Origin of the sequence: Pseudomonas sp. Irchel s3b5 (assembly GCF_900187435.1) — a bacterium.
Taxonomy (GTDB): Bacteria; Pseudomonadota; Gammaproteobacteria; order Pseudomonadales; family Pseudomonadaceae; genus Aquipseudomonas.
Map to the genome: position 1 here is coordinate 56,224 of NZ_FYDY01000014.1, position 20,580 is coordinate 76,803.

The following is a 20,580-nucleotide window of genomic DNA, read 5'->3' on the forward strand; positions in this document are numbered from 1 at the left end:
GAGCACAGCCAAGGTAGAATTTTTCACGCACAGGCAATATACTAAACACTGCGTATACTAATTATTTCCTTGACGAGAGCCATCCTGGGCTTTTGTTTTTTAGAAACAAATGCACCTGGGTAAGGGATCTTGAAAATGTCGACTAAAAAACCTGTATCGACCACCAAATCGATAGTGGGTCGCCCACGAAGCGAAGCTACACGCCGTCAGATCCTGGATGCCACCATCAGGCTGCTGCAGGAAAAATCCATTCAAGCCATCTCAATCGAGGCGATAGCACGAGAAGCTGGCGTTAGTAAATCAACCATATACCGGTGGTGGGACTCCAAAGCGTTAGTCGTTATCGATGCGTTCATAGAGAACCAAATGTTGAAGACAGCCTTGCCACGAGAACTGGGTCCGAGAGAGGCAATTGCTCAGCACTTCCGCTCCCTCGTAGACCAATACTCTGGTTGGGCTGGTCGACTGGTCGCACAAATACTCGCGGAAGGTCAGTCAGACCCCTCTACTTTGAGAGATTTTCGAGAGCGGTTTCATTATGGAAGGCGCGCGATAATTCGAGAAACGCTAGAGGAATGGAGGGTGAGCGGCGAGATATCTCCCGATACGGATATCGAGATACTGATGGACTTGATTTACGGGGCCGTTTACATGCGACTCATGATTGGACACGCCCCACTTAACCAAGCATTTGCCGAGTCGCACATAAACTTTGTGTACCACTTACTGGGTGTTAAGAGCACTGACCCCGAGGCCTAGTCGTTATTCATCAAGTTCAGTGCGCAGGCGTTGAGTTGATCGGATACCGACGTCGAGCCATTGGAAACGAACACCCCGCTCATCTCGCTATAAGACTGATCGAAATGCTCGCCCCAATTGGGTCATTTCTTTTGCGTAGCGCGGACGAGCTTATCGGCAACGCCCATCAGCACATTGTTACCGGCTACCCAGACGCCCAGGTTCTGAACCGGACTGGAACGTTTGGCTTTCGGATCCTCGCGTCCCATCTCCGGGTTTTTATGACAGGCAACCGGCGCGTTGAGTATCAGCCTGCGTAAACAGGAATTGGCATGGTCGCACCACACGATCTCAGCCTCACGACCTTCGATGACCTTCAACGCATAATCAGGGTCGGCCAGCATCTGTCGTGCCAGCATGCTTGCATCGACATCGCCGTCCCAAATAGCCGCCGCCGCTTGCCGGGGATCTGGAGTACTGGAAAGGAACAGGAGCACCCCGCTACCCAGTGCCTTGCGGAAGGCCTGCGGCTCCCCGTGGTTCAGCATATTGCCGGAAGTACTCGGCACATTGTCACGCATCGACTCGTAGTTGCCCTCGCTTAGCGAGATGAAGTCCAGGCCGACTTCGGCGATGTGCGCTGCGACCTCAGCGTAACCCTGCGGCCCCTGACCGTCGGGCATATGGTCATTCACACTCATGCGCACCCCCACCGGATAATCCGGGCCGACTTCGGCGCGCACTGCTGCAACCACATCGCGTAAGGCTCGAGCGCGATTCGCAACCGAACCACCGTATTCATCGGTGCGTTGATTGGCCAGCGGGGACAAAAAGGACGAGTAGAAGTAGCACATGTGTGCGCCAATCTCGACACCATCGAAACCACTAGCTTTGGCCCGGCGTGCACCGGCGACGACGCTCGCCTCGATGTCCTTGATCTCCTGGATGCTGGCCTCGTGTGGCACTGGTGTTATTCGGCCACCGGGGATATAGAGATGGTTGGGCAAGCCGCCAGCCCCCAGGTTCACCGGCTTCGGGCTGGCCGCCAAAATCCACTGACCGTTGCGCGGCACGCCCATGCGGCCGAAGCTCGGAAACAGCTGCGCGAACACTGCCGCACCACATTCATGTACAGCATCGGACACACGCTTGAGGTCATCGACGAATGCGTCTTTGTCAAAGCGAAGGTTTGGCGAAAACGGCGACTCATTCCAGGCTCGTTCGCTGCATACCGATCCACCAACGATGACCAGGCCCACCCCGCCCTGCGCACGACGCTTGAGGAACGCGATGGTCTGCTCACTTGGGCGGCCGTCCTCGGTCGGGCGAAGTACCGCCATCGGCCCAAGGATGATGCGGTTTTTAATCTGCAATCCATTGATCTGCAGCGGGCTTGCCAGCACCTTGGCTGCATCGCTTGTATTCATCGAAATGTTGGTCATGGTCAAAGCTACTCTTGCCTGTATAGGGTCGGCTTGCCGGGTTCAATCAACTGAATCCGAATCGACTTACATGATTGAGCTGGCGCCACCGTCCACGGGAATATTGATCCCGGTGACCCATTTAGACTCATCAGAGGTCAGGTAAAGGCCTGCCCAAGCGACAGCGATCGGCTCGCCCGGCTTACCCGTCAGGGTGCGCTCCACGATCGGGGCCACGGGTGCCTTGTCGCCAAACTCCCGATACATCGCCTGAACCGGCGGGGTGTTCATTACACCAGGGCTGACCGAGTTAACCCGTACACCAACAGCGATGCCTTCTGCGGCCAGTTGGCGCGTCAGGGCAAGGACCGCACCTTTCGCCGCGGCATGTGCAGCCTGCGGAAGCGCTCTCGCTCCCTGCATGCCAGCACCGGAGCCGATGTTGACAATGGCACCTTTGGACTTCACCAGATACGGCCAGGCAAGCTGGCAAGCACGCCAGACAAGATCGAGTTCATTCTGGATGGTGAAGACATAGTCGGCGTCGCTCTGCACCGCAAAAGGCGCAAAACGCGGCAGACTGGCATTATTATAAAGTGCGTCAATGCGGCCATGCCGAGCGGCAGCACCATCGATCCAACGCGCTACATCGTCGCGGTCGCTGAGGTCAACAGGAGCAACCACGTCGATGGAATGACCATCGCTTTCTACCAGTTTCGCGGTTTCTGCGGCCGTCTGGGGATTGATGTCGCAGCCGACGACGATCGCACCTTCGCTAGCGAACAGCCGAGCTGTCTCGCGCCCCATTCCACTGCCAATGCCGGTCAGTAAAACGACCTTGTCCTGCAATCGCTTGCTCATACCAATCCTCTAGTAAGGGACTTCATACTGTTGTTGTTTTTCATCACGCCTTACGGGTACCAAGGCGAAAGCAGAGGGCGGACAAAAGCCCCAATACCAACGCCGCCCAACCCAAGCTGCCATAGCCAACATGCAGGGCGAGCACGCCCCCAAGGAGTGGGCCAGTAGCCGAACCTGCCATGACCATCACCGGGGTGGCCGCGACCACGCGACCGGACGGATCCAGACGCGCCAGCACCCCGAATGCGAAGACATGGGTAAATGTGACGACGGCGATGAGAACTGAGGTTGCTACGATGTAAACCCCGTAGCCACTGAACTGGGTCACAGCGACAGCTGCAATGGCTTGGATCAGAGGGCCAGCTATGACTACGCCCGAGGCCGACAAGTGGCGTTCGAGGAGGCTGGAAAGCGCGACAGGTACGAGATTCACGAAGCCACTGATGACAAGCACCGTGGTGATCTGCGCCGCGCTGAATCCGTGCCAGCCCCCTACACGCTCGATGAAGCCGAAGACCATCGAATGGCTCACCATCAGTAGACTCACGCCGGCGATGCCGAACCATACTCGCGTAGGCAACTTGGCGAACGCGGATCGATCGTGCTGGACCGTGCGGGCGACGTTCGGAAAAGCCAGCAGTGCGGCCAGTGCGGCAGTGAACATGATGCCCGACATCGTATAGAAGAATATGTTCGGGCCGATCCTGCCCACTAGCGGAGGCAGTGTCGCCATCACCAGAATGGACACCAGGCTCAGGGTAGTAAAAGCCATCGCCGCTGTGCGGTGCGGATTGGCAGTACCACCCATCGTCCCGTGAACTATCGACAGACCGCAGCCGACCGCTAGGCCTGCGACGACATGCGCCGAAGCCAAAAGGATATAGCTGCCACTTACGCTTGGCATACTGGCGAAGGCCATACCAGCCACTGCATAAGCCGCCGATGCTATGCGCTTGCGGTTGAGTCGGGATAGTTTTGGTGCGATACACAGGCTGCTAAGTACGACCGACCCCAGGAAAAGCGTCAGCAGGAAACCTGCACTCTGAGGATCAAGTGCCAGCTGCCCGATCAGGACGATTCCGACCCAGATCGGTAAAGTGGTGATATCCATCAGGCCAGCGCAATGCCCTATGACGAGCGCTGCGGTACCGTTGCGGGATTCTCGACGATTGCTAGCAGTCTTGCTCAGAGTTTCAGAAACAGAATGTGAGCTCATTGGTCTTTAGCCTTTAGGTAGTCGGCGAGCAATTGAAGGTCGGCGTCGGCTATTTCGGTTTTACGAAATGCCGGCATGATCAGTACGCCGTTGCGAACGAAATACTTGATGAAGGCCGGGGGCATGTCAGTGCGGTCTTCCAATGCAGCCGGTAAGCTGCCGCCATACTTGGCCGCCAGCGAAGCAGTGCCGGGCATGCGTGGAGCTGCGGCGTGACAGATCGCACACCACTGATCGAAAACCTGCTTTCCACGCTGACCCGGTTCGACGTCCCTGGCCGGTTCGGAGGCGACTGCCAGGCCTGCCAGCATCATCAGCACGATGAGACAATTCGTCTTCATTTGGCGCCCTTCCTCAAGTGCTTGGGCCATATGCCGTAGCGGCCCGGCGAAAGAGTTCCGTTAGGATCGATGGCGTCCTTGATGACCTCGTTCAAGCGCAGCAGGCTGTTGTTGTTGTACGAATACAGGCCCATGGCCTGGTCCTGGAATTCTGGGTGGCAACGATATTCGCCCCAGCCATGCTGTGCGCCGATATCGAGCAGCGTCCGATACGCCTTGATGGAGGCTTTGTTCATCGCCGTATCATCGGTGATCGGGAAACCTACGATGAAAAGGAAAGCACGCTCGAAAAACGGCGCAGGCAACGCAAAAGGCCTGAGGTTCCAGATCGGTACATTCTGCAGCGCAGGCAGGGTCCGGTACGCTTCTTCGAAGACGCGATTGGCTTCGAGAATGCCTTGCGCAGTCTGTGGAATAACCGGAGAGAACCACATATGGCCGCGCATCGGATGCGGGTTGCCTCCTGCACGTGTTCCCATGCCGAAGAAATCCATATTCGGTACACCCACATCCTGAGGGTAAACCGTCCACTCAGCGGAAGCTTTGTGCGGATCGCTCTGAATCTGGCCAGCCTGAAAGCGAACACCCTTGATCGATTTTTCCGCCAGCTCCTGTACCGCCTCCCACTGGGCCTGGATCACCTTCGGTGGTCCGTAGAACTTCAGGTTAAGCACCCAGTAAGGAATGTTGTTGTCCAGCCCATACTTCTGCAGTTCAGCCGAGTAACCGACACTGGCTTTCGCAATCAGATCAGCATGCTGCTTCTGCAGCTGCGGCGGACCTTCGTAAAAGGCGTCTACAAGATGTTTCGTGTAATTGCTGATGCCGAGCAGTGGACTGCCCATTTCCGGCGCACCAGAGGCTAAGCCGGTGTTCTCGACGTACTTGAGCAATTCCACTACGGCGTGCAGATCGTCATAACGCGCGGCCATCACCATGCCGTGCATGAAGGCCTCGGGTGCCGGCATCAACCAGATGCCCATCTTGGTGACAACGCCGAAATTGGACTGGGAAAAAATGCCGTCCAGGATCGGCCCCATCCCCATCTTGAATTGTCCCCACGTCTGGGAACCGGGTAGCGCTCCCATTCCTGTGCGAACCATCTCCCCATTGGCCAGCACCACCTCCATGCCGCAGTGCGAATCGAAATGATTGCGAAAGCGCGACAGCGTGTGACCTACACCATGGTCAAGCGCATTGCCAACCACACTGCCCCAGCCCGGGTCGGCGACATCCAACCACACTTTCAGGCCACGTTCCTGGATGTAGTTATACAGATCGAAATAGCTGACGCCGGGCTCCACGATTGCGTAGCCGTTGCTTTCGTTGACCTCAATGATGCGGTTCATCCGCTTCAGATCCAGCACAACACTGCCGCCATGATTGGGCGCTGAACCGCCGTAGCCGAGGTTTTTGCCGGTGGAAATCGTATAAAGCGGTATGCGGTGCTTATCGGCAATGCGCACGACCGCCTGCACCTCTTCAACCGAACCGGGCGCCACGGCAGCTGATGCGCTTCGATCCTCGGGCGTGTCGCGCAGCGGGGAATAAGAATCACGGTAGGGAAACAGATCCTCGTCCTCAACGAAGACCCATTCTTTTCCGACTACACCAGCAAACGCCTGTAGTGCGACGGAAAAAACTTCGGGGGAAACATTCGGGGGTGTTCTCATAATTCACGCGATGATCCATGAAACCAAAGGATTGGGTTGGCTCGCCGGTACGTCGTACTGATGCAGCACAACCGTACGGCGCGACTGGCTGCGTGCTTGTTCTGCAAGGCAATGCCAAACCTCGCGCGTAGTGAGTCCGGCGACAGCGCCACCTTGCTCACGCCAAAACGGTACGAGCGATTCCTGCCAAAGCCTCGTGAGTCCATTCGTGACTTCAAGCCGCGCACTATCTTTTTTGGCATGCTCAATGGCGAAAGCAAGGCTTTGCGGCAATCGGCGGTCCGTCACTACAAAGCGAACATCAAACTGACTGGGGTCGAATGGTTCTAGAATGATCTCTCGGGATGGCTTCGCGAGCACCGGTAGCGCCCCCAGCATGGCGAGCGTCGCGGCACTTGCGGTGGACACGAGAAACTGGCGCCGCCCAAATCTAAGATTGGAAATATTGGGGATCGACATGCTCACTCCCCGAAAATGCTGAGGAATGTAGCGGAGCTCTGAACTCCGATTAAGAGACTGAGATCGGCGTCGAGGATCGAGCCGGTGGTATAGCGCGTCGAAGCAGCGTTGATGGGGAAGTATTGGAAATCAGCGGGCGCGAAGTGCTTGTCGCGTTCAGCCACCTGTTCACTGGTCGAGTGCCAGATACGGCCCACAATGGTATCGGTCGCAACATCGCCTTTCAGGCTCGAACCCTGATGCATGTTTGTCTCCTCCGCGCGTTCTTGTTGTTATGCCCGTGACAGGCTTCATATGCGCGAAACAAACATATACGATCCGTACCGTTTTGTGCAACCTAACTGTTTACTATTTCGTCAGCTGGCAGCCTTCATCTGCCTACAGAGTCAGCCCACACGGGCCTCCCGCATTCGCCCGACCAGACTCAAAGCGTTTTTTACATTGCTTCTTGAGTGGTCTGTTGGCTACGATCAGAAACGCCTCAGCTTGATTTCAGCAGGCAGCCGCCCACGCAGCAGAGTGAGCACATGCAGCATTACGCTCCTGTTAAAATTAGTCATTTATTAAGGAATACTTTATGCAGGAGAAGTCTTTAGGACGACCACGCAGCGAAGCTACTCGGCTGCAAATACTGAATTCGACCATAAAGTTGCTACACGAGAACTCTATTCAGGCCATCTCGATTGAGGCAATTGCAAAGGAAGCCGGGGTCAGCAAAGCAACGATCTACAGATGGTGGGACTCTAAAGCGCTGCTCGTGATTGACGCATTCATTGAAAACCATCTTCTCAAGACTCCACTGCCAATTGAACTCGGCCCAAAAAAGGCCATTGCTGCTCATTTCCGCACACTGGTAGAGCAGTTTTCTGGTTGGCCAGGCCGAATCCTTGCTCAAATCATAGCCGAGGGACAATCTGACCCTTCAGTATTACGAGCCTTTCGAGAGAGATTCCACTATGGGCGACGCGCGATAGTTAAAGAAACACTTGAAGAATGGAAACGCAGCGGTGAGATCCCAAGCGATACCGATGTCGAGTCGCTTATGGACATAATCTACTCAGCAGTCTACATGCGCTTGTTGGTTGGTCACGCCCCATTAAACGAGGAATTTGCTAAGTCGCATATCGACTACATTTACCACTTGCTGGGAGTAACGAACTCAGAAAACTGAACAGCCCTGCTTGGCTGCTGATCGTTATAAAAGTATGAGTTGACTCAGTCCCCATTCACCTTGAGAGGTGAATCGGGACTCTTTGATAGATAACGTCAAACTGATGGTCTAGATAGGCTGCCCCAAATATTGATAGGTTTTCAGCAATAGAGCTGCCGACTTCTCTCTATTTTTCAGTGGATCTTCCTGCTCAAAGCGACAAAGTTGCAATGACGCGTCACAAATGATTTTGCATCGTTCAAATCGGCGCTCGCTATACATCGCCAATGCCTCGTTAACCGATTGAGTCTTGGATACGCAGTCTGCAAGCACCACGGCATCTTCGATGGCCATCCCACCTCCCGACGTCATATGCGGCGTTGGAGAATGTGCAGCATCGCCGATGAGCACTACACGGCCACGGTACCAAGGTGCCGGCACCAGAGTGATATCCAGCGGACGGAAGATAACCTGCTTGGCATCGGTCACCTGGTCAAGAGCTTCCAATACAGCGGGCGCGGTATATTCGGCAAGGCGCTCGCGAATCATCGCGCTCGCTTGATCCTCTGGTACCCGCAGAGGCTCCACACTGTTCTCGAGATAAAACAGGTAGCAGGTGTCCTCCGATGTCGGGAATGAACCCACTGTTTTCCCTGACGGGCTGCGGTACAAACAGAACCCATCAATCTGAGCCGGACGCGGCGCATTGAAACGCCATACACTCTGACCTGCAAAATGCGGCCTGCACTCGGCACCGAAAACCTGATCGCGGAGCTTGGAGTAGGCGCCATCTGCAGCCACAACCAAGTCATAGGTAGCCTCTCGACCATCCGAGAATTTAACTTCGACGCAGTCCCCACGGTCGTCGAGATGTTCAATCGTCAACCCTTTATCCAGAACCGCCCCTGCCCCTAGCGCTGCCGATTCCAGGATTCGAGCAAGTTCTGGCCGACGGATGCCACAGCTGGGAGGTGCAGGATCCGAACGCAGGAGCTGACCAGAGGAATCAAACTGCCGAAAAGCGTCGAATCGCATACCACTGTCAAGACAAGGCTCCGCCAATCCGATCATGTTCAATGCTCGGACCGTGTTGTGTAACAGGCAAATGCCCGACCCTGCCGAGGGAATCCCCGGTTTGATATCGATACAGTGGACGTCCACTCCTGCCCTGCGCAGCGCATAAGCTGCGGTGGCACCGCCGATTCCGCTGCCTACAATCAAAACGCGCTTAACTTGACTCATTCTTGTCTCCTCTCCGCTTCTTTGGCGGGTGGTAACTGTTATTCAATGACACAGCTTGTTTGGCAGATTGGTGAATCGAAGTACGCCTCGGCTAGAGACATCCGCGACCGAACAAAGCCCTCGTTGTAGTCTTCTGCGGTGAGCCGAAGGCGTCGCGCAGATCACACGCTCAGTCGAATACACGCACCTGTAACGCGGCCGCCGAATCCATCCGTTGGTTAGCACCCTCCAGCCCCTCAATCACCCACCCTCCCAGCGTCATAGCGCTCCTCAGGCATCAGGGTTGCTGAACTCATATCAAATCTATACGTTCCGTTTTGATTTCGCAACCATCTCAAATCGAACCGAGCTTTAGTCCTAAAAGCCATTGACAATAGCGTTACAAGCCAACAATACTTTGTATACGCATCGTTTTGTTTATGTTGTTTGAGTTAAGTTTACAACCCTACTCGGAGCGCGCCTCACCAGGCCGGCTCGCGTTTTCCTTCAACTTTCTCTGCCTTTCCGGAGCTCGTCGTATGACCGCAAATTCCCAGTCTCCCGTGTTCGTTTCAAGCGCTGCCGCGCAGGAAGTTTTCCGTTGGAAAGATGCGATCGCCGCGCTTCAGGCCGCTTACGGGCAACACTTGCCAGCTAGGGCTACTCCACCCCGAACCGTTGCAAGTCTTGAGAAAACCTGGCTACGCACCTTGCCGGCTATTCCAGCAGGAGGACGTTACTTCGGTGCCAAGCTGATGGGCTCGAACATGGGAGATGCGCCACCGGGAATCGAGTACGTCATTGTCCTCTTCGACCGGACGACCAATCGCATTGCTGCTTTCATTGACGCAAATCTGGTGACTGGATTCCGGACTGCAGCTACGTCGGCAGCAGCCCTTGACCGCCTCGCTCCACAGAAACCTGCTCGTCTTGCCGTCATAGGAAGTGGGTTGGAAGCTTCGATGCACATCCGTGCTTTCGCCAGCGTCCGCGAACTAACGGAAATTGTCGTCTTCAGTCCGACTCCCGAACGTCGCGAAGCATTTGCCGCAGCTGCGACAAGAGATCTCGGTGTGCCCGCCCGGGGTGTTGGCTCAGCACAAGAGGCCGTGGAAGGCGCCGACATTGTGCTCACCGCCGCACGCTCGCGTGATGAAAAGCCGATTCTGTTTGGCGATTGGTTGAAGTCGGGGGCCACAGTCGTTTCGATCGGCTCGACCATCCCGGAGCAGCGTGAAATAGACATTTCCGTCGTAGAGCGCAGTGACTTGATCATCTGCGACACCCTGGAAGAAGTGCTGGAAGAAACAGGAGACATGCTTGCTGCCCATACCGCCGGGATCGAATTTCGACACAAAGCCTTCAGCCTGTCTGACCTGATGAGTGGTGCCTGCAGTGAGCAGTTGAAGCAAGCCAAGGCCCCGATGTTCAAGTCAGTCGGCGGTGGTCTTCAAGACATTGTGGTAGCGGAACTCATCTTGACCAAGGCACTTGAAGCAGGGCTCGCAACACCACTGCCAATCGATTTTGAAACAAAGCGCTGAGCGAACAGCAACGACTATCACCAACCCTGACTAACAGGAGCCTTACATGGCCAATTACAATAAGAAGGACGCTCGAGACTGGGCACGCGAAAAACTCGTTGGGGTCGCCAACGTTACGATTCCAACAATGACCTCCGACTTCAAACGCATCAATGAGAAAGCCATTCGCCACGACGTAGAACTAGCAATCAAGCACGGCTTCGTCGGTTCGCTGTCCTGCTCGGAGGTAGCCATCACCCAAGAGCAGTACGGTGAGTTCTGTCAAATCATGGCCGATCAAGCAGCCGGCCGTCTCGTGATCGTTCACCACGCGGTGTTCAACACGCTGGAAGATAACATTGAGGCCGTGAAGCGAGCCGAAGCTGCCGGCGCCGACCTTGTACTGCTTGGCTATCCTCCGTTCTTCTATCCGAAGTCCTATGACGAAGTTTTCGAGTACACCAAGGCGATCTGCGACGCGACGAACCTGGGCGTAATCATCTTCCCGCTTCCCGCCTGGGGTTTCAGCCGCTTGCACCCTGCCGATATTCCTCTGGCGGTGCTACGTCGCATGGTCGACGAGATCCCCAACGTCGTTGCAATCAAAGCCGAAGGCGGACTGCCTTACATCATGTCGGCGATCGAAGTTCACCGCGAGTTCCATGAAGAAGTCGTTATCTCATCTCCGCTTGAATATGAGTACGTGCCTTTGGCACAAGTGATGGACATCCCATTCTGCGGAACCAACTACTCCTCTTACTACGGCCCATTGCTACCACAGATCCACAAGTTGATCCGTGCGGGCAACTACGATGAGGCAACTCAACTCTGGTACAAAATGGATCCGGCACGTAAAGCGTTTGCAAGCCTGCCAATGGCGGCAAACGGGCTTCTCAATCGCATGATGTGGAAATACCAAGGCTGGTTGCAGGGTTATAACGGTGGTCCTATGCCGCACCCGACCCAACGCGTGTACCAGCGCGACATGGCTGTGCTACGTAAAGGGCTGGAAGCTGCTGGATTGAACCCGACCACCGACCTCGATGAAGCCTTCTTCATCGGTCGTAACTCCATTTGAGGTCTGCCCGATGAATAGCACCGCAACCTTGAATCTGAAAGACCCCGACCTGCTGCGTCAGGCAATGTTGATCGACGGCGAATGGGTCCAGGCAGACAGTGGTCAGACAATCGAGATCCGCAATCCAGCCACTGGTGAATTGGTAGCGCGCGTACCAAACGGTGGAGAGACCGAGACTCGCCGCTCAATCGCAGCGGCCGAACGCGCCATGCAGGGATGGCGCAAGACCCTGCCAAAGGAGCGTGCAAAGGTCCTGCGCAAGCTCTATGAGCTAATGCTTGAAAACATCGAGGACCTGGCGGTCATCCTGACGGCCGAACAGGGTAAGCCCTTGGTGGAATCCCGTGGCGAAATCCTTTACGCCGCAAGTTTCATCGAATGGTTCGGGGAAGAGGCGAAGCGCGTGAATGGCGACATCATTCCGCAGAATGTGGACGGTCGGCGCATTCTCGTGCAGAAAGCCCCTATCGGTGTTTTTGCAGCCATCACACCGTGGAACTTCCCCTCCGCGATGATTACACGCAAAGCCGGTCCGGGCTGGGCGGTTGGTTGCGCTGGAGTTATCAAGCCGGCCAGTCAGACCCCCCTTTCGGCACTAGCTTTGGCCGTACTCGCCGAGCGCGCCGGTCTGCCGCCTGGTGTGTGTAACGTCGTCACGGGCTCGGCCCGCGCAATCGGCGGGGAGCTCACCGCAAACCCGGTCGTTCGCAAGTTGTCCTTCACAGGTTCGACCGAAGTTGGATCGCTGCTGCTGGCCCAGTGCGCTCCGACCATCAAAAAGGCGAGTATGGAACTGGGCGGCAACGCGCCGTTCATCGTCTTTGACGATGCTGATATCGATGCCGCAGTGAAAGGTGCAATTGCCGCCAAGTACCGCAACACAGGTCAAGCCTGCGTTGCCGCCAACCGCATGCTCGTTCAATCGGGTGTTTACGATCAGTTTGCGAAGAAGCTCGCGGATGCAGCCGCTGCGCTCAGGGTCGGTAATGGCATGGATGACGGTGTGGTACTGGGTCCGCTCATCAATGGGGATGCAGTGCAAAAGGTCGAAGAGCACATTGCTGATGCGGTGGAAAAAGGTGCACGCATTGCTACCGGAGGCAAGCGTCACCCCTTGGGCGGTAGTTACTTCGAGCCAACAGTGCTCACCGATGTGTCACGCGATGCACTGATATTCAATGATGAGACCTTCGGCCCTGTCGCTCCCCTCTTCCGTTTCGAGACTGAGGACGAGGCAATTGCGATGGCCAACGACACACCTTTTGGCTTGGCAGCCTATGTGTACGCACGTGACGTCGGCCTGATCTTCCGTGTCGTCGACAATCTTGAGTTTGGCATGGTGGGCGTCAACGAGGGGATGATCTCCACAGAAGTTGCACCCTTTGGCGGCGTGAAGAGCTCCGGACTTGGCCGGGAAGGCTCAAAATACGGGATCGACGACTACCTGGAAATCAAGTACGTCGCACTGGGCGGCTTGTAAGCCGGCGATAGTAGGTGAGGAGGTGTATGTCTATAAAACATGCGCCCTCACCTATACGCATTCATCACGGCGCTGTAAATTTTGCTCAATGGCCTCACTGATAAGGCGTATCAGTGGGGCTCCAAACCCTCGTCTCGCTCTACGAGATCGACACAAGTTACGCATCTGATACCACGCCCAAAAGCAGACACTCGCTAGGCAATCTGATGAGATGCGGCGTGTAATGACATCCAGTTCAATAATTGAAGTCATGCCCCAACTCCGCCTGCATCCACTCCAGAAATCTTCTGACCCTTGGGAAGTTGGAATGCGCTTTCGGGAAAACCAGGTGGTGTGCAGTGATTGCCGCACTCAACTGCGGCACTACCTCGACCAACGTTCCACGCGCTAGATAATCCTGCGCAAGCAGTGTGCTTTCCAGGGCGAATCCAAGCCCGTGGCTGGCTGCCTCCAGCGTCATATAGGAACGGTCAAAACTCAGTGTGTAAGGCTTTTCAGGGCGCGATAGTCCATGTTGTGCAAACAACTGTGGCCACTTAATGAGCGTCGCCTCCGACAGAATCAGGTTGCAGTCCAGCAAATCCGCAACAGCACGAATGGGTCGTTTTTCCAGGAGTTTGGGAGACGCCATGACCGCGATTTTTTCATTGCGCACCGTGCGCACTTCGAAACTGGGCCAGTTGGGCATTCCGTGGCGGATGTCCACGTCGATCTTGTCCCGACTGAAGTGCAGTGACTCATAGGAACACGAAAGGTTGAGCTGGATGTCAGGATGACTCTGGCGGAATTGCTCCAGGCGCGGCATCAGCCACAGCAGTCCGAAACTGGGCGATGAGTGCAAGCGCAGGCAATCGAGGCTGAAGTCACTGGTCGCGCGCTCGGTCGCCACGGCAAGGCTGTGCAGGATGCCGGACACCTCGGTCAGATACTGCTCGCCCACCGGCGTCAGGGTCACACCTCTGGCGGTTCGGAAAAACAGCTGTCGCCCGATCATCGCCTCAAGCTTGGCCAATTGGTGGCTGACCGCCGAAGGCGTTAAATCCAGCAATTCGGCAGCGCGGGCGACATTGCCAAAGCGCGCTGTCTGCTCAAAGGCCTGAATGGCTTTCAGGGGTGGCAGTGTCGGGGGTACTTCGCCGGTTGAACGCATGGTGATGATTTTTCCGCTGTAAATAGCCTGAGCCGGGCATCTAGCCATTCAACCATCCAACTGCACAAATGACGAGTGCTGAATTTTTTTCAGCACACAGTGAAGTTCGCGTTATTGCTCAGGAACGGAGTGGAGCACAAGCTGAGTCATCGATTCGCTGCGGATCGACCCAATAGCACTCTCCAATAAGAACAATGAGGTACTCCCATGCTTCTCCAAGGCAAAGTCGCGATCATCACCGGTGCAGCCTCCGCACGTGGGATTGGCCGCGCGACAGCGACCACCTTCGCGCAACAGGGCGCTCACGTCGTGATCCTTGACCTGGATGAATCCGCTGCCCGTGATGCCGCTGCTTCCTTGGGCGAAGGTCATCTCGGTCTTGCGGCCAACGTTGCTGACGAATCGCAGGTTCAGCAGGCCGTTGCCAAAATCATCGAGCACTTCGGCCGCATCGACGTCCTCGTCAACAATGCCGGCATTACTCAGCCACTCAAGACTCTGGACATCCGCCCTTCAGATTACGACAAGGTGCTGGACGTCAGTCTGCGCGGCACCCTGCTGATGTCGCAGGCCGTGATTCCGCACATGCGCCAACAATCTTCCGGCAGCATTGTGTGCATGTCTTCCGTTTCTGCTCAGCGGGGCGGCGGCATCTTTGGAGGCCCTCATTACAGTGCGGCCAAAGCCGGTGTGCTGGGTCTGGGCAAAGCCATGGCACGGGAACTGGGGCCGGACAACATTCGCGTCAACTCCATCGCCCCCGGTTTGATTCACACCGACATCACCGGTGGCCTGATGCAGGACGATCGCCGCCACGCGATCATCGACGGCATTCCCCTGGGCCGACTCGGTGCAGCACAGGATGTCGCCAACGCCGCCCTGTTCCTGGCCAGCGACCTATCCTCTTACCTCACAGGCATCACTCTGGATGTGAACGGCGGCATGCTGATTCATTGAGTACACCTGGGCGGGCCTTTGCGGCTCGTGCGGTTCTGGATCGATGACGTAGCCGGGTCTCATGGCCTGGCAGTCAATAAAAACAAGAGATCAGACCATCATGACTACCCTGTCGCTCGAAGCGGTTTCGACCGTGCGTTCCAACGCCTACCGGAAAACGGCCTGGCGCTTGATGCCCTTCCTGATGCTGTGCTACCTGTGCGCTTACCTTGATCGCGTCAACGTCGGCTTTGCCAAGCTGCAAATGATGAACGATCTGGCGCTTAGCGAAACGGTCTACGGGCTTGGCGCCGGCATGTTCTTCATCGGCTATTTCCTCTGTGAAGTGCCTAGCAACATCATCTTGCACAAGGTCGGGGCGCGGGTCTGGATCGCGCGCATCATGATCACCTGGGGCATCGTTTCCGCTCTGTTCGCCTTCGTCGAAACCGCCTGGCAGTTCTACGCCCTTCGCTTTCTTTTAGGCATTGCCGAAGCCGGTCTCGCGCCTGGCCTGTTGCTGTACCTCACCTACTGGTTTCCATCCTATCGTCGCGCACGCATGACCGTGTTGTGGTTCATCGCCATTCCTCTGTCGGGGATGGTGGGTGGCCCCCTCTCCGGCTGGATCATGAATCACTTCGCCGGCATGCATGGCTGGGCAGGCTGGCAATGGATGTTCGTGTTGGAGGCTGTACCCACGGTCGTTGTCGGTCTTCTGGTACTGAGCTACCTCAAAGACGGAGTGCATCAGGCCACCTGGCTCAATGACGAAGAAAAAGCCCTGATCACTCGGGAGTTGGCTGAAGACGATCAGCAGAAAGTCACCCATGCCTCAGTCGGTGAATTCATTCGCGATCGTCGTCTGTGGTTGCTGGCTGCCATCTACTTCTGTGTGGTGATGGGACAGTACGCAATCACCTTCTGGCTGCCCACTCTGGTACGCAATTCAGGCGTTTCCGATCCACTGCATATCGGCTTTCTGACCAGCCTGCCTTACCTCTGCGCCATTGCCGCCATGCTGCTGGTTGGACGCAGTGGTGACAAGCATCGCGAGCGCCGCTGGCACCTTATCATTCCGATGATTGCCGGTGCTATTGGCCTGAGTCTGGCAGCGCTGATGGGTGGAAATCCAACGCTGTCCATCCTCAGTCTTTGCTTGGCCGCATCCGGCATTTTGTCTGCGACCTCATTGTTCTGGATGTTACCGACCACGCTGCTTGGGGGCGTTTCTGCCGCCGCCGGCATCGCAGCGGTCAACAGCTTCGCCAACCTCGCCGGGTTCTGCTCGCCTTATCTGATCGGCTGGATCACCACAATCACCGGCTCAAGCGCCATCGGCATGTACCTGATCACTGGTGTGCTGTTCGCGGGGGCCGCTCTGGTACTGCGCATCCCCGCCGCCTTGGTCAATCGTTGAGTTAATGGAGTTTCACCATGACTACTAATCCTTCACTCGCTTCATCTACGACCCTGGTTGAACGCGCGCACAACATTCGCCGCCATGCGCTGCGAATGGGCCAAGTACAGGGACAGGGCTATGTTGGCCAGGCCCTCGGTGCTGCCGACCTGCTGGCAGTCTCCTACTTCCATGCCATGAACCATCGGCCTGCAGATCCTGAATGGGAACAGCGTGATCGCTTCTATCTCTCCATCGGTCACTACGCCATTGCGCTGTACGCGGCCTTGATCGAAGCCGAAATCATCCCGCTCGACGAGCTGGAAACTTACGGTTCGGATGACAGCCGTCTGCCGATGTCGGGCATGGCCGCCTACACCCCGGGCATGGAAATCACCGGTGGCTCCTTGGGCCAGGGCCTGGGTATCGCGGTCGGTGCCTGCCTGGGCCTCAAGCGCAAGGGCTCGCCCTCCTTCGTTTACAACCTGCTGTCGGACGGCGAGTTGAATGAAGGCTCGACCTGGGAAGCGGTGATGTCGGCCTCGCATTGGAAACTCGACAACTTGATCGCCATCGTCGACGTCAACAACCAACAAGCCGATGGTTACTCCAGTGAAATCCTGTCGTTCGAACCCATCGTCGATCGCTGGCAAGCCTTTGGTTGGTTCACTCAGCGCGTCGATGGCAATGACCTTGATGCACTCGTCACCGCCTTCGATGCCGCACGCAATCATCCCGGCGCCCAACCCCGCGTGATCATCTGCGACACCAAAATGGGCAAAGGCGTCCCCTTCCTGGAAACCCGCGAGAAGACGCATTTCATTCGCGTGGAAGAACACGAGTGGGATCTGGCACTGAGCAACCTTGAAGAAGGAAAAGACCAATGAGCAACGCCGCTAACACGCCGACTTCGACTGGCGAGCCAATCAAAAAACGCCTGACTACCTCGGCGATGATCGCTTCCATTGCCTCCGAAGGCCAAGCTACCAAGTCGGCCCCTTTTGGGCATGCATTGGCTGCATTGGCGGATCAACGCTCGGATATCGTCGGCCTGTCCGCCGACTTGTCCAAGTACACCGACCTGCACATCTTCGCCAAAGCTCATCCGGATCGCTTCTATCAAATGGGCATGGCCGAGCAGTTGCTGATGAGCGCAGCTGCGGGTATGGCCCGGGAAGGTTTCGTGCCGTTCGCCACTACCTACGCCGTGTTTGCCTCCCGTCGCGCCTATGACTTCATCTGCATGGCCATCGCCGAGGAAAACCTCAACGTCAAGATCGTCTGCGGCCTGCCCGGCCTAACCACTGGTTACGGCCCAAGCCACCAGGCTACGGACGACCTGGCGATCTTCCGCGCCATGCCTAACTTGATGATCGTCGATCCGTGCGATGCACTCGAAATCGAACAGGCCGTGCCCGCCATCGCCGCGCATCAGGGGCCGGTGTACATGCGTTTGCTGCGCGGCAATGTGCCACTGGTGCTGGACGAGTACGGCTACAAGTTCGAGATCGGCAAAGCCAAGACCCTGCGCACCGGTAACGACGTTCTGATCATCTCCACCGGCCTGATGACCATGCGCGCACTGGAAGCCGCCAAGGCACTGCAAACCGACGGCGTCGATGTCGCCGTGCTGCACGTACCAACGATCAAACCCCTGGATGTGCAAACCATTCTTGCCGAGGCAAGGAAGCCAGGTCGGCTGGTGGTCACAGCAGAAAACAGTTCGATCATTGGCGGTCTTGGCGAGGCCGTTGCAGGGGTGCTGCTGCGTAACGGAGTGACGCCAACTTTCAGGCAGATTGCTTTGCCCGACGCGTTCCTTGACGCAGGTGCCCTGCCGACGTTGCATGATCGTTACGGAATCTCAACTCGAGCCGTTTGCGCACAGATTAAAGGTTGGTTGTAACCGCACTCCAAAGGCACCTGCCCCCCAGGTGCCGTTCAACTCGATGCAAGTTAGTAAACTTCCTCAGCCTCTAAAGTCATGACTATGAAACCAGACGGGCTTTCTGATTCGGTAGCTCAAAGCAATCACCTGCAACGAGAGTCAACCGCCAACGCCCCTTGCCGTACCAGCACCCCGTTTATGAAATTGACGGCAGCGGCGAGCGCCTCACGCCCCTCGGAGAGCACCGGCGCATGTGCCTGCCAGACATGAAACATACCGGGCCATACCTCCAGCCTGGTGTCCACGCCCGCTGATCCTGCGTTTCTCGCCAGACGTACTGCATCATCAAGAAGGATTTCACACTCCCCCACTTGAATCATCATTGGCGGTAACCCCTGCAGGTCAGCCTCCAAGATAGCAGTCTCGACCTGATCTACCAGGTAGGCGTCAGCACTGGCTTGCAACTTCTGAGGTGTAAGAAAGCAGTCCACTGCAATCTTGGTATGGATGCTTTCTCCGGTAAGAGCCAGATCCAGCCAAGGAGAAAACAGCACCACGCAACCTGGCATTTCCATTCCCATGGTCCTGGCGTGAATCAGGGCGGCCATGATCAAATGGCCTCCCGCCGAATCCCCCACCAATGCAATATCGTTTGCTCCTTCGCATTTAGCGAGTAACGCCGCATACGCAGTCAGAACATCTTGCTGTGCAGCAGGGTATGCATGTTCAGGTGTCAGTCGATAATCAACCACGTAAGCCGTGGAAGATGTACCGGCAGCAAGCGTGCCGGCGATTCCCTCAAAACCTTCAGCGCTGCCCACCATGAAACCACCACCGTGGACATAGAGCAAAGAGCGCTGGGAATCCACACAGGTTAACTTCCGCGCAGGAACTCCACCGAGCGTCGACGCCGTGGAGCTGCAATCAGGCGGAGGCGAAAAACGCTTGCACAAGTGGTCAAAACCTATACGAGCCTGCTGCAGCGACCCAGGAGGATTTTCTCGTCGAGAGAGCAGTTCATTACGAATAGCATTCAGTTCACAACTACTCATTCTTGCCTACCAATCAAAGAGTGACGTGGAGTGTCAGTCAGATATCAAGCACCAGCCTTGATGACTTGGCACGTGAAACACACTGCAGAATGACCGCATTGGAAGCACGCTCCTCTTCGCTGAGGACATAGTCCCTATGATCAACTTCACCCGCTAGCACCCGGCACTCACAGGTACGGCAAAGGCCCTCCCGGCAGGAATAAGGCACCATTATCCCCACCTCTTCGAGTGCATCTAGAAGGCTGGTATCAGCTGGCACGGTTAACTCCATGCCACTGCGAGCAAGTTCCACTACGAAGCTTTTGTTCTGTTCCATTTCAGGTGCGTCCGACTCAGGTGCACTAAACAACTCGAAATGCACCTGACCGGAAGGCAGGTAAGCCTGTGCGGCATCCCGTACCGCATTCATGAGCGGTGACGGCCCACAGCAATAGAGGTGGTCCGTTGCCTTTGCTTGTCGAGTAAACGCCTGCAGATCGGGACGACCAGCCATTTCGTCATCCGAGTGAAATACTAATTTTCCGCCACGAGGAAGATGCTCGATGTAAGCAGCCCGGGACCGGGATCGGACGCAATAGAGAAGTTGCCATGGTTTGTCATTCGCATCGCACCAACGAATCATGCTAAGAATCGGCGTAATGCCGATACCGCCGGCGATAAAAAAATAGGTGCTTGCGTCGTGTGCCAGCGGGAAGTTATTGCGAACCGCGCTAATTTCGAGCAGGTCGCCAACTCGCAGATGTGCATGAATGAACGCTGAGCCACCCCGTGACGGCTCAGACAAACCGACCCCAATTGAGTAGCTTCCGTCCGAAGGATCGTACCGGTGAACGGAGTATTGCCTGATCAGACCATTTGGCAGGCGAACATCAATGTGCGAGCCCGCGTCGGCCACAGGAAGAGGTTGACCGTCCAAGGCCAGCAAGCGGATATCCATAATGGCGTCAGCAGCTTTCACTATCGCCATCACTCGAACGCGGTTCCAGTCGCTCAT

At 56.2% G+C, this 20,580-nt stretch carries 20 protein-coding genes; 9 read left to right on the forward strand and 11 right to left on the reverse strand.

Going from position 1 to position 20,580, the window contains the following annotated elements; all coding sequences use genetic code 11:
- Positions 1 to 135: 135 nt before the first annotated feature.
- Entirely contained in the window at positions 136 to 759 is a 624-nt protein-coding gene (locus CKW15_RS16240) for a TetR/AcrR family transcriptional regulator (RefSeq protein ID WP_095152406.1), read from the forward strand.
- A gap of 122 nt (positions 760 to 881) precedes the next feature.
- Here CKW15_RS16240 and CKW15_RS16245 read toward each other — a convergent pair whose 3' ends face one another.
- The 7 genes from CKW15_RS16245 to CKW15_RS16275 form a co-directional block, all read right to left on the reverse strand.
- Positions 882 to 2,180 carry an NADH:flavin oxidoreductase gene (locus CKW15_RS16245; RefSeq protein ID WP_095152407.1) on the reverse strand — a complete coding sequence of 433 codons (1,299 nt, stop codon included), beginning with the start codon at positions 2,178 to 2,180 and terminating at the stop codon, positions 882 to 884.
- Positions 2,181 to 2,246: 66 nt separating this feature from the next.
- Positions 2,247 to 3,020 carry an SDR family NAD(P)-dependent oxidoreductase gene (locus CKW15_RS16250; protein ID WP_090454395.1) on the reverse strand — a complete coding sequence of 258 codons (774 nt, stop codon included), beginning with the start codon at positions 3,018 to 3,020 and terminating at the stop codon, positions 2,247 to 2,249.
- Positions 3,021 to 3,063: 43 nt separating this feature from the next.
- Positions 3,064 to 4,236 carry an MFS transporter gene (locus CKW15_RS16255; RefSeq protein WP_143498457.1) on the reverse strand — a complete coding sequence of 391 codons (1,173 nt, stop codon included), beginning with the start codon at positions 4,234 to 4,236 and terminating at the stop codon, positions 3,064 to 3,066.
- Complete coding sequence (locus CKW15_RS16260) at positions 4,233 to 4,577, reverse strand: cytochrome c (protein WP_218239568.1); 345 nt, start codon at positions 4,575 to 4,577, stop codon at positions 4,233 to 4,235. Before CKW15_RS16260 ends, CKW15_RS16255 begins: the two co-directional genes overlap by 4 nt.
- Positions 4,574 to 6,250 carry an FAD-binding oxidoreductase gene (locus CKW15_RS16265; RefSeq protein WP_095152409.1) on the reverse strand — a complete coding sequence of 559 codons (1,677 nt, stop codon included), beginning with the start codon at positions 6,248 to 6,250 and terminating at the stop codon, positions 4,574 to 4,576. The genes CKW15_RS16260 and CKW15_RS16265 overlap by 4 nt, the downstream gene beginning before the upstream one ends.
- Before the next feature lie 3 nt (positions 6,251 to 6,253).
- Positions 6,254 to 6,709 (reverse strand): hypothetical protein, encoded by a 456-nt coding sequence (locus CKW15_RS28125; protein WP_143498459.1) that lies wholly within the window; start codon positions 6,707 to 6,709, stop codon positions 6,254 to 6,256.
- 2 nt (positions 6,710 to 6,711) lie between these two features.
- On the reverse strand, positions 6,712 to 6,954 hold the full coding sequence (locus tag CKW15_RS16275; RefSeq protein WP_095152411.1) for a hypothetical protein: 243 nt from the start codon (positions 6,952 to 6,954) through the stop codon (positions 6,712 to 6,714).
- Between the two features lie 332 nt (positions 6,955 to 7,286).
- Here CKW15_RS16275 and CKW15_RS16280 point away from each other — a divergent pair, with 332 nt between their 5' ends.
- Positions 7,287 to 7,880 carry a TetR/AcrR family transcriptional regulator gene (locus tag CKW15_RS16280; protein WP_056723297.1) on the forward strand — a complete coding sequence of 198 codons (594 nt, stop codon included), beginning with the start codon at positions 7,287 to 7,289 and terminating at the stop codon, positions 7,878 to 7,880.
- Positions 7,881 to 7,988: 108 nt separating this feature from the next.
- Here the strand turns inward: CKW15_RS16280 and CKW15_RS16285 are convergent, their stop codons facing one another.
- Positions 7,989 to 9,101 (reverse strand): FAD-dependent oxidoreductase, encoded by a 1,113-nt coding sequence (locus CKW15_RS16285; RefSeq protein WP_095152412.1) that lies wholly within the window; start codon positions 9,099 to 9,101, stop codon positions 7,989 to 7,991.
- Positions 9,102 to 9,619: 518 nt separating this feature from the next.
- Between CKW15_RS16285 and CKW15_RS16290 the strand changes: the two genes are divergently transcribed.
- Genes CKW15_RS16290 through CKW15_RS16300 form a run of 3 tightly spaced genes read left to right on the forward strand, consistent with a single transcriptional unit; the run spans position 9,620 to position 13,161 of the window.
- Positions 9,620 to 10,624: an ornithine cyclodeaminase family protein gene (locus CKW15_RS16290; RefSeq protein WP_095152413.1), complete on the forward strand. Its 1,005-nt coding sequence runs from the start codon at positions 9,620 to 9,622 to the stop codon at positions 10,622 to 10,624.
- Between the two features lie 46 nt (positions 10,625 to 10,670).
- Positions 10,671 to 11,681 carry a dihydrodipicolinate synthase family protein gene (locus CKW15_RS16295; protein ID WP_090454380.1) on the forward strand — a complete coding sequence of 337 codons (1,011 nt, stop codon included), beginning with the start codon at positions 10,671 to 10,673 and terminating at the stop codon, positions 11,679 to 11,681.
- A gap of 28 nt (positions 11,682 to 11,709) precedes the next feature.
- Positions 11,710 to 13,161 (forward strand): NAD-dependent succinate-semialdehyde dehydrogenase, encoded by a 1,452-nt coding sequence (locus CKW15_RS16300; protein ID WP_305883341.1) that lies wholly within the window; start codon positions 11,710 to 11,712, stop codon positions 13,159 to 13,161.
- A 235-nt stretch (positions 13,162 to 13,396) separates the two neighbouring features.
- On the opposite strand, the gene CKW15_RS16305 is transcribed toward CKW15_RS16300, so the two are convergent.
- Complete coding sequence (locus CKW15_RS16305; protein ID WP_095152415.1) at positions 13,397 to 14,311, reverse strand: LysR substrate-binding domain-containing protein; 915 nt, start codon at positions 14,309 to 14,311, stop codon at positions 13,397 to 13,399.
- A gap of 207 nt (positions 14,312 to 14,518) precedes the next feature.
- Between CKW15_RS16305 and CKW15_RS16310 the strand changes: the two genes are divergently transcribed.
- The 4 genes from CKW15_RS16310 (at position 14,519) to CKW15_RS16325 (ending at position 18,552) form a co-directional block, all read left to right on the forward strand.
- The gene (locus tag CKW15_RS16310) at positions 14,519 to 15,268 is read left to right on the forward strand and encodes an SDR family NAD(P)-dependent oxidoreductase (RefSeq protein ID WP_090455942.1); all 750 of its coding nucleotides are present in this window, start codon (positions 14,519 to 14,521) and stop codon (positions 15,266 to 15,268) included.
- A 100-nt stretch (positions 15,269 to 15,368) separates the two neighbouring features.
- On the forward strand, positions 15,369 to 16,667 hold the full coding sequence (locus tag CKW15_RS16315; RefSeq protein ID WP_095152416.1) for an MFS transporter: 1,299 nt from the start codon (positions 15,369 to 15,371) through the stop codon (positions 16,665 to 16,667).
- Positions 16,668 to 16,684: 17 nt separating this feature from the next.
- Positions 16,685 to 17,533 carry a transketolase gene (locus CKW15_RS16320; protein WP_095152417.1) on the forward strand — a complete coding sequence of 283 codons (849 nt, stop codon included), beginning with the start codon at positions 16,685 to 16,687 and terminating at the stop codon, positions 17,531 to 17,533.
- Positions 17,530 to 18,552 (forward strand): transketolase family protein, encoded by a 1,023-nt coding sequence (locus tag CKW15_RS16325; protein ID WP_095152418.1) that lies wholly within the window; start codon positions 17,530 to 17,532, stop codon positions 18,550 to 18,552. The genes CKW15_RS16320 and CKW15_RS16325 overlap by 4 nt, the downstream gene beginning before the upstream one ends.
- Before the next feature lie 125 nt (positions 18,553 to 18,677).
- Here CKW15_RS16325 and CKW15_RS16330 read toward each other — a convergent pair whose 3' ends face one another.
- Complete coding sequence (locus tag CKW15_RS16330; RefSeq protein WP_159953407.1) at positions 18,678 to 19,403, reverse strand: alpha/beta hydrolase; 726 nt, start codon at positions 19,401 to 19,403, stop codon at positions 18,678 to 18,680.
- Positions 19,404 to 19,623: 220 nt separating this feature from the next.
- Positions 19,624 to 20,580, reverse strand: coding sequence for a PDR/VanB family oxidoreductase (locus CKW15_RS16335; protein ID WP_095152420.1), 957 nt, complete (start codon positions 20,578 to 20,580; stop codon positions 19,624 to 19,626).

Coding starts and splice junctions, on each gene's coding strand:
- CKW15_RS16245 (WP_095152407.1), bottom strand. CDS start 2,180: ATGACCAACATTTCGATGAATACAAGCGATGCAGCCAAGGTGCTGGCA.
- CKW15_RS16260 (WP_218239568.1), bottom strand. CDS start 4,577: ATGAAGACGAATTGTCTCATCGTGCTGATGATGCTGGCAGGCCTGGCA.
- CKW15_RS28125 (WP_143498459.1), bottom strand. CDS start 6,709: ATGTCGATCCCCAATATTTCCAATCTTAGATTTGGGCGGCGCCAGTTT.
- CKW15_RS16240 (WP_095152406.1), top strand. CDS start 136: ATGTCGACTAAAAAACCTGTATCGACCACCAAATCGATAGTGGGTCGC.
- CKW15_RS16290 (WP_095152413.1), top strand. CDS start 9,620: ATGACCGCAAATTCCCAGTCTCCCGTGTTCGTTTCAAGCGCTGCCGCG.
- CKW15_RS16325 (WP_095152418.1), top strand. CDS start 17,530: ATGAGCAACGCCGCTAACACGCCGACTTCGACTGGCGAGCCAATCAAA.
- CKW15_RS16285 (WP_095152412.1), bottom strand. CDS start 9,101: ATGAGTCAAGTTAAGCGCGTTTTGATTGTAGGCAGCGGAATCGGCGGT.
- CKW15_RS16275 (WP_095152411.1), bottom strand. CDS start 6,954: ATGCATCAGGGTTCGAGCCTGAAAGGCGATGTTGCGACCGATACCATT.
- CKW15_RS16305 (WP_095152415.1), bottom strand. CDS start 14,311: ATGCGTTCAACCGGCGAAGTACCCCCGACACTGCCACCCCTGAAAGCC.
- CKW15_RS16280 (WP_056723297.1), top strand. CDS start 7,287: ATGCAGGAGAAGTCTTTAGGACGACCACGCAGCGAAGCTACTCGGCTG.
- CKW15_RS16315 (WP_095152416.1), top strand. CDS start 15,369: ATGACTACCCTGTCGCTCGAAGCGGTTTCGACCGTGCGTTCCAACGCC.
- CKW15_RS16335 (WP_095152420.1), bottom strand. CDS start 20,580: ATGAGCGACTGGAACCGCGTTCGAGTGATGGCGATAGTGAAAGCTGCT.
- CKW15_RS16295 (WP_090454380.1), top strand. CDS start 10,671: ATGGCCAATTACAATAAGAAGGACGCTCGAGACTGGGCACGCGAAAAA.
- CKW15_RS16320 (WP_095152417.1), top strand. CDS start 16,685: ATGACTACTAATCCTTCACTCGCTTCATCTACGACCCTGGTTGAACGC.
- CKW15_RS16250 (WP_090454395.1), bottom strand. CDS start 3,020: ATGAGCAAGCGATTGCAGGACAAGGTCGTTTTACTGACCGGCATTGGC.
- CKW15_RS16265 (WP_095152409.1), bottom strand. CDS start 6,250: ATGAGAACACCCCCGAATGTTTCCCCCGAAGTTTTTTCCGTCGCACTA.
- CKW15_RS16310 (WP_090455942.1), top strand. CDS start 14,519: ATGCTTCTCCAAGGCAAAGTCGCGATCATCACCGGTGCAGCCTCCGCA.
- CKW15_RS16255 (WP_143498457.1), bottom strand. CDS start 4,236: ATGAGCTCACATTCTGTTTCTGAAACTCTGAGCAAGACTGCTAGCAAT.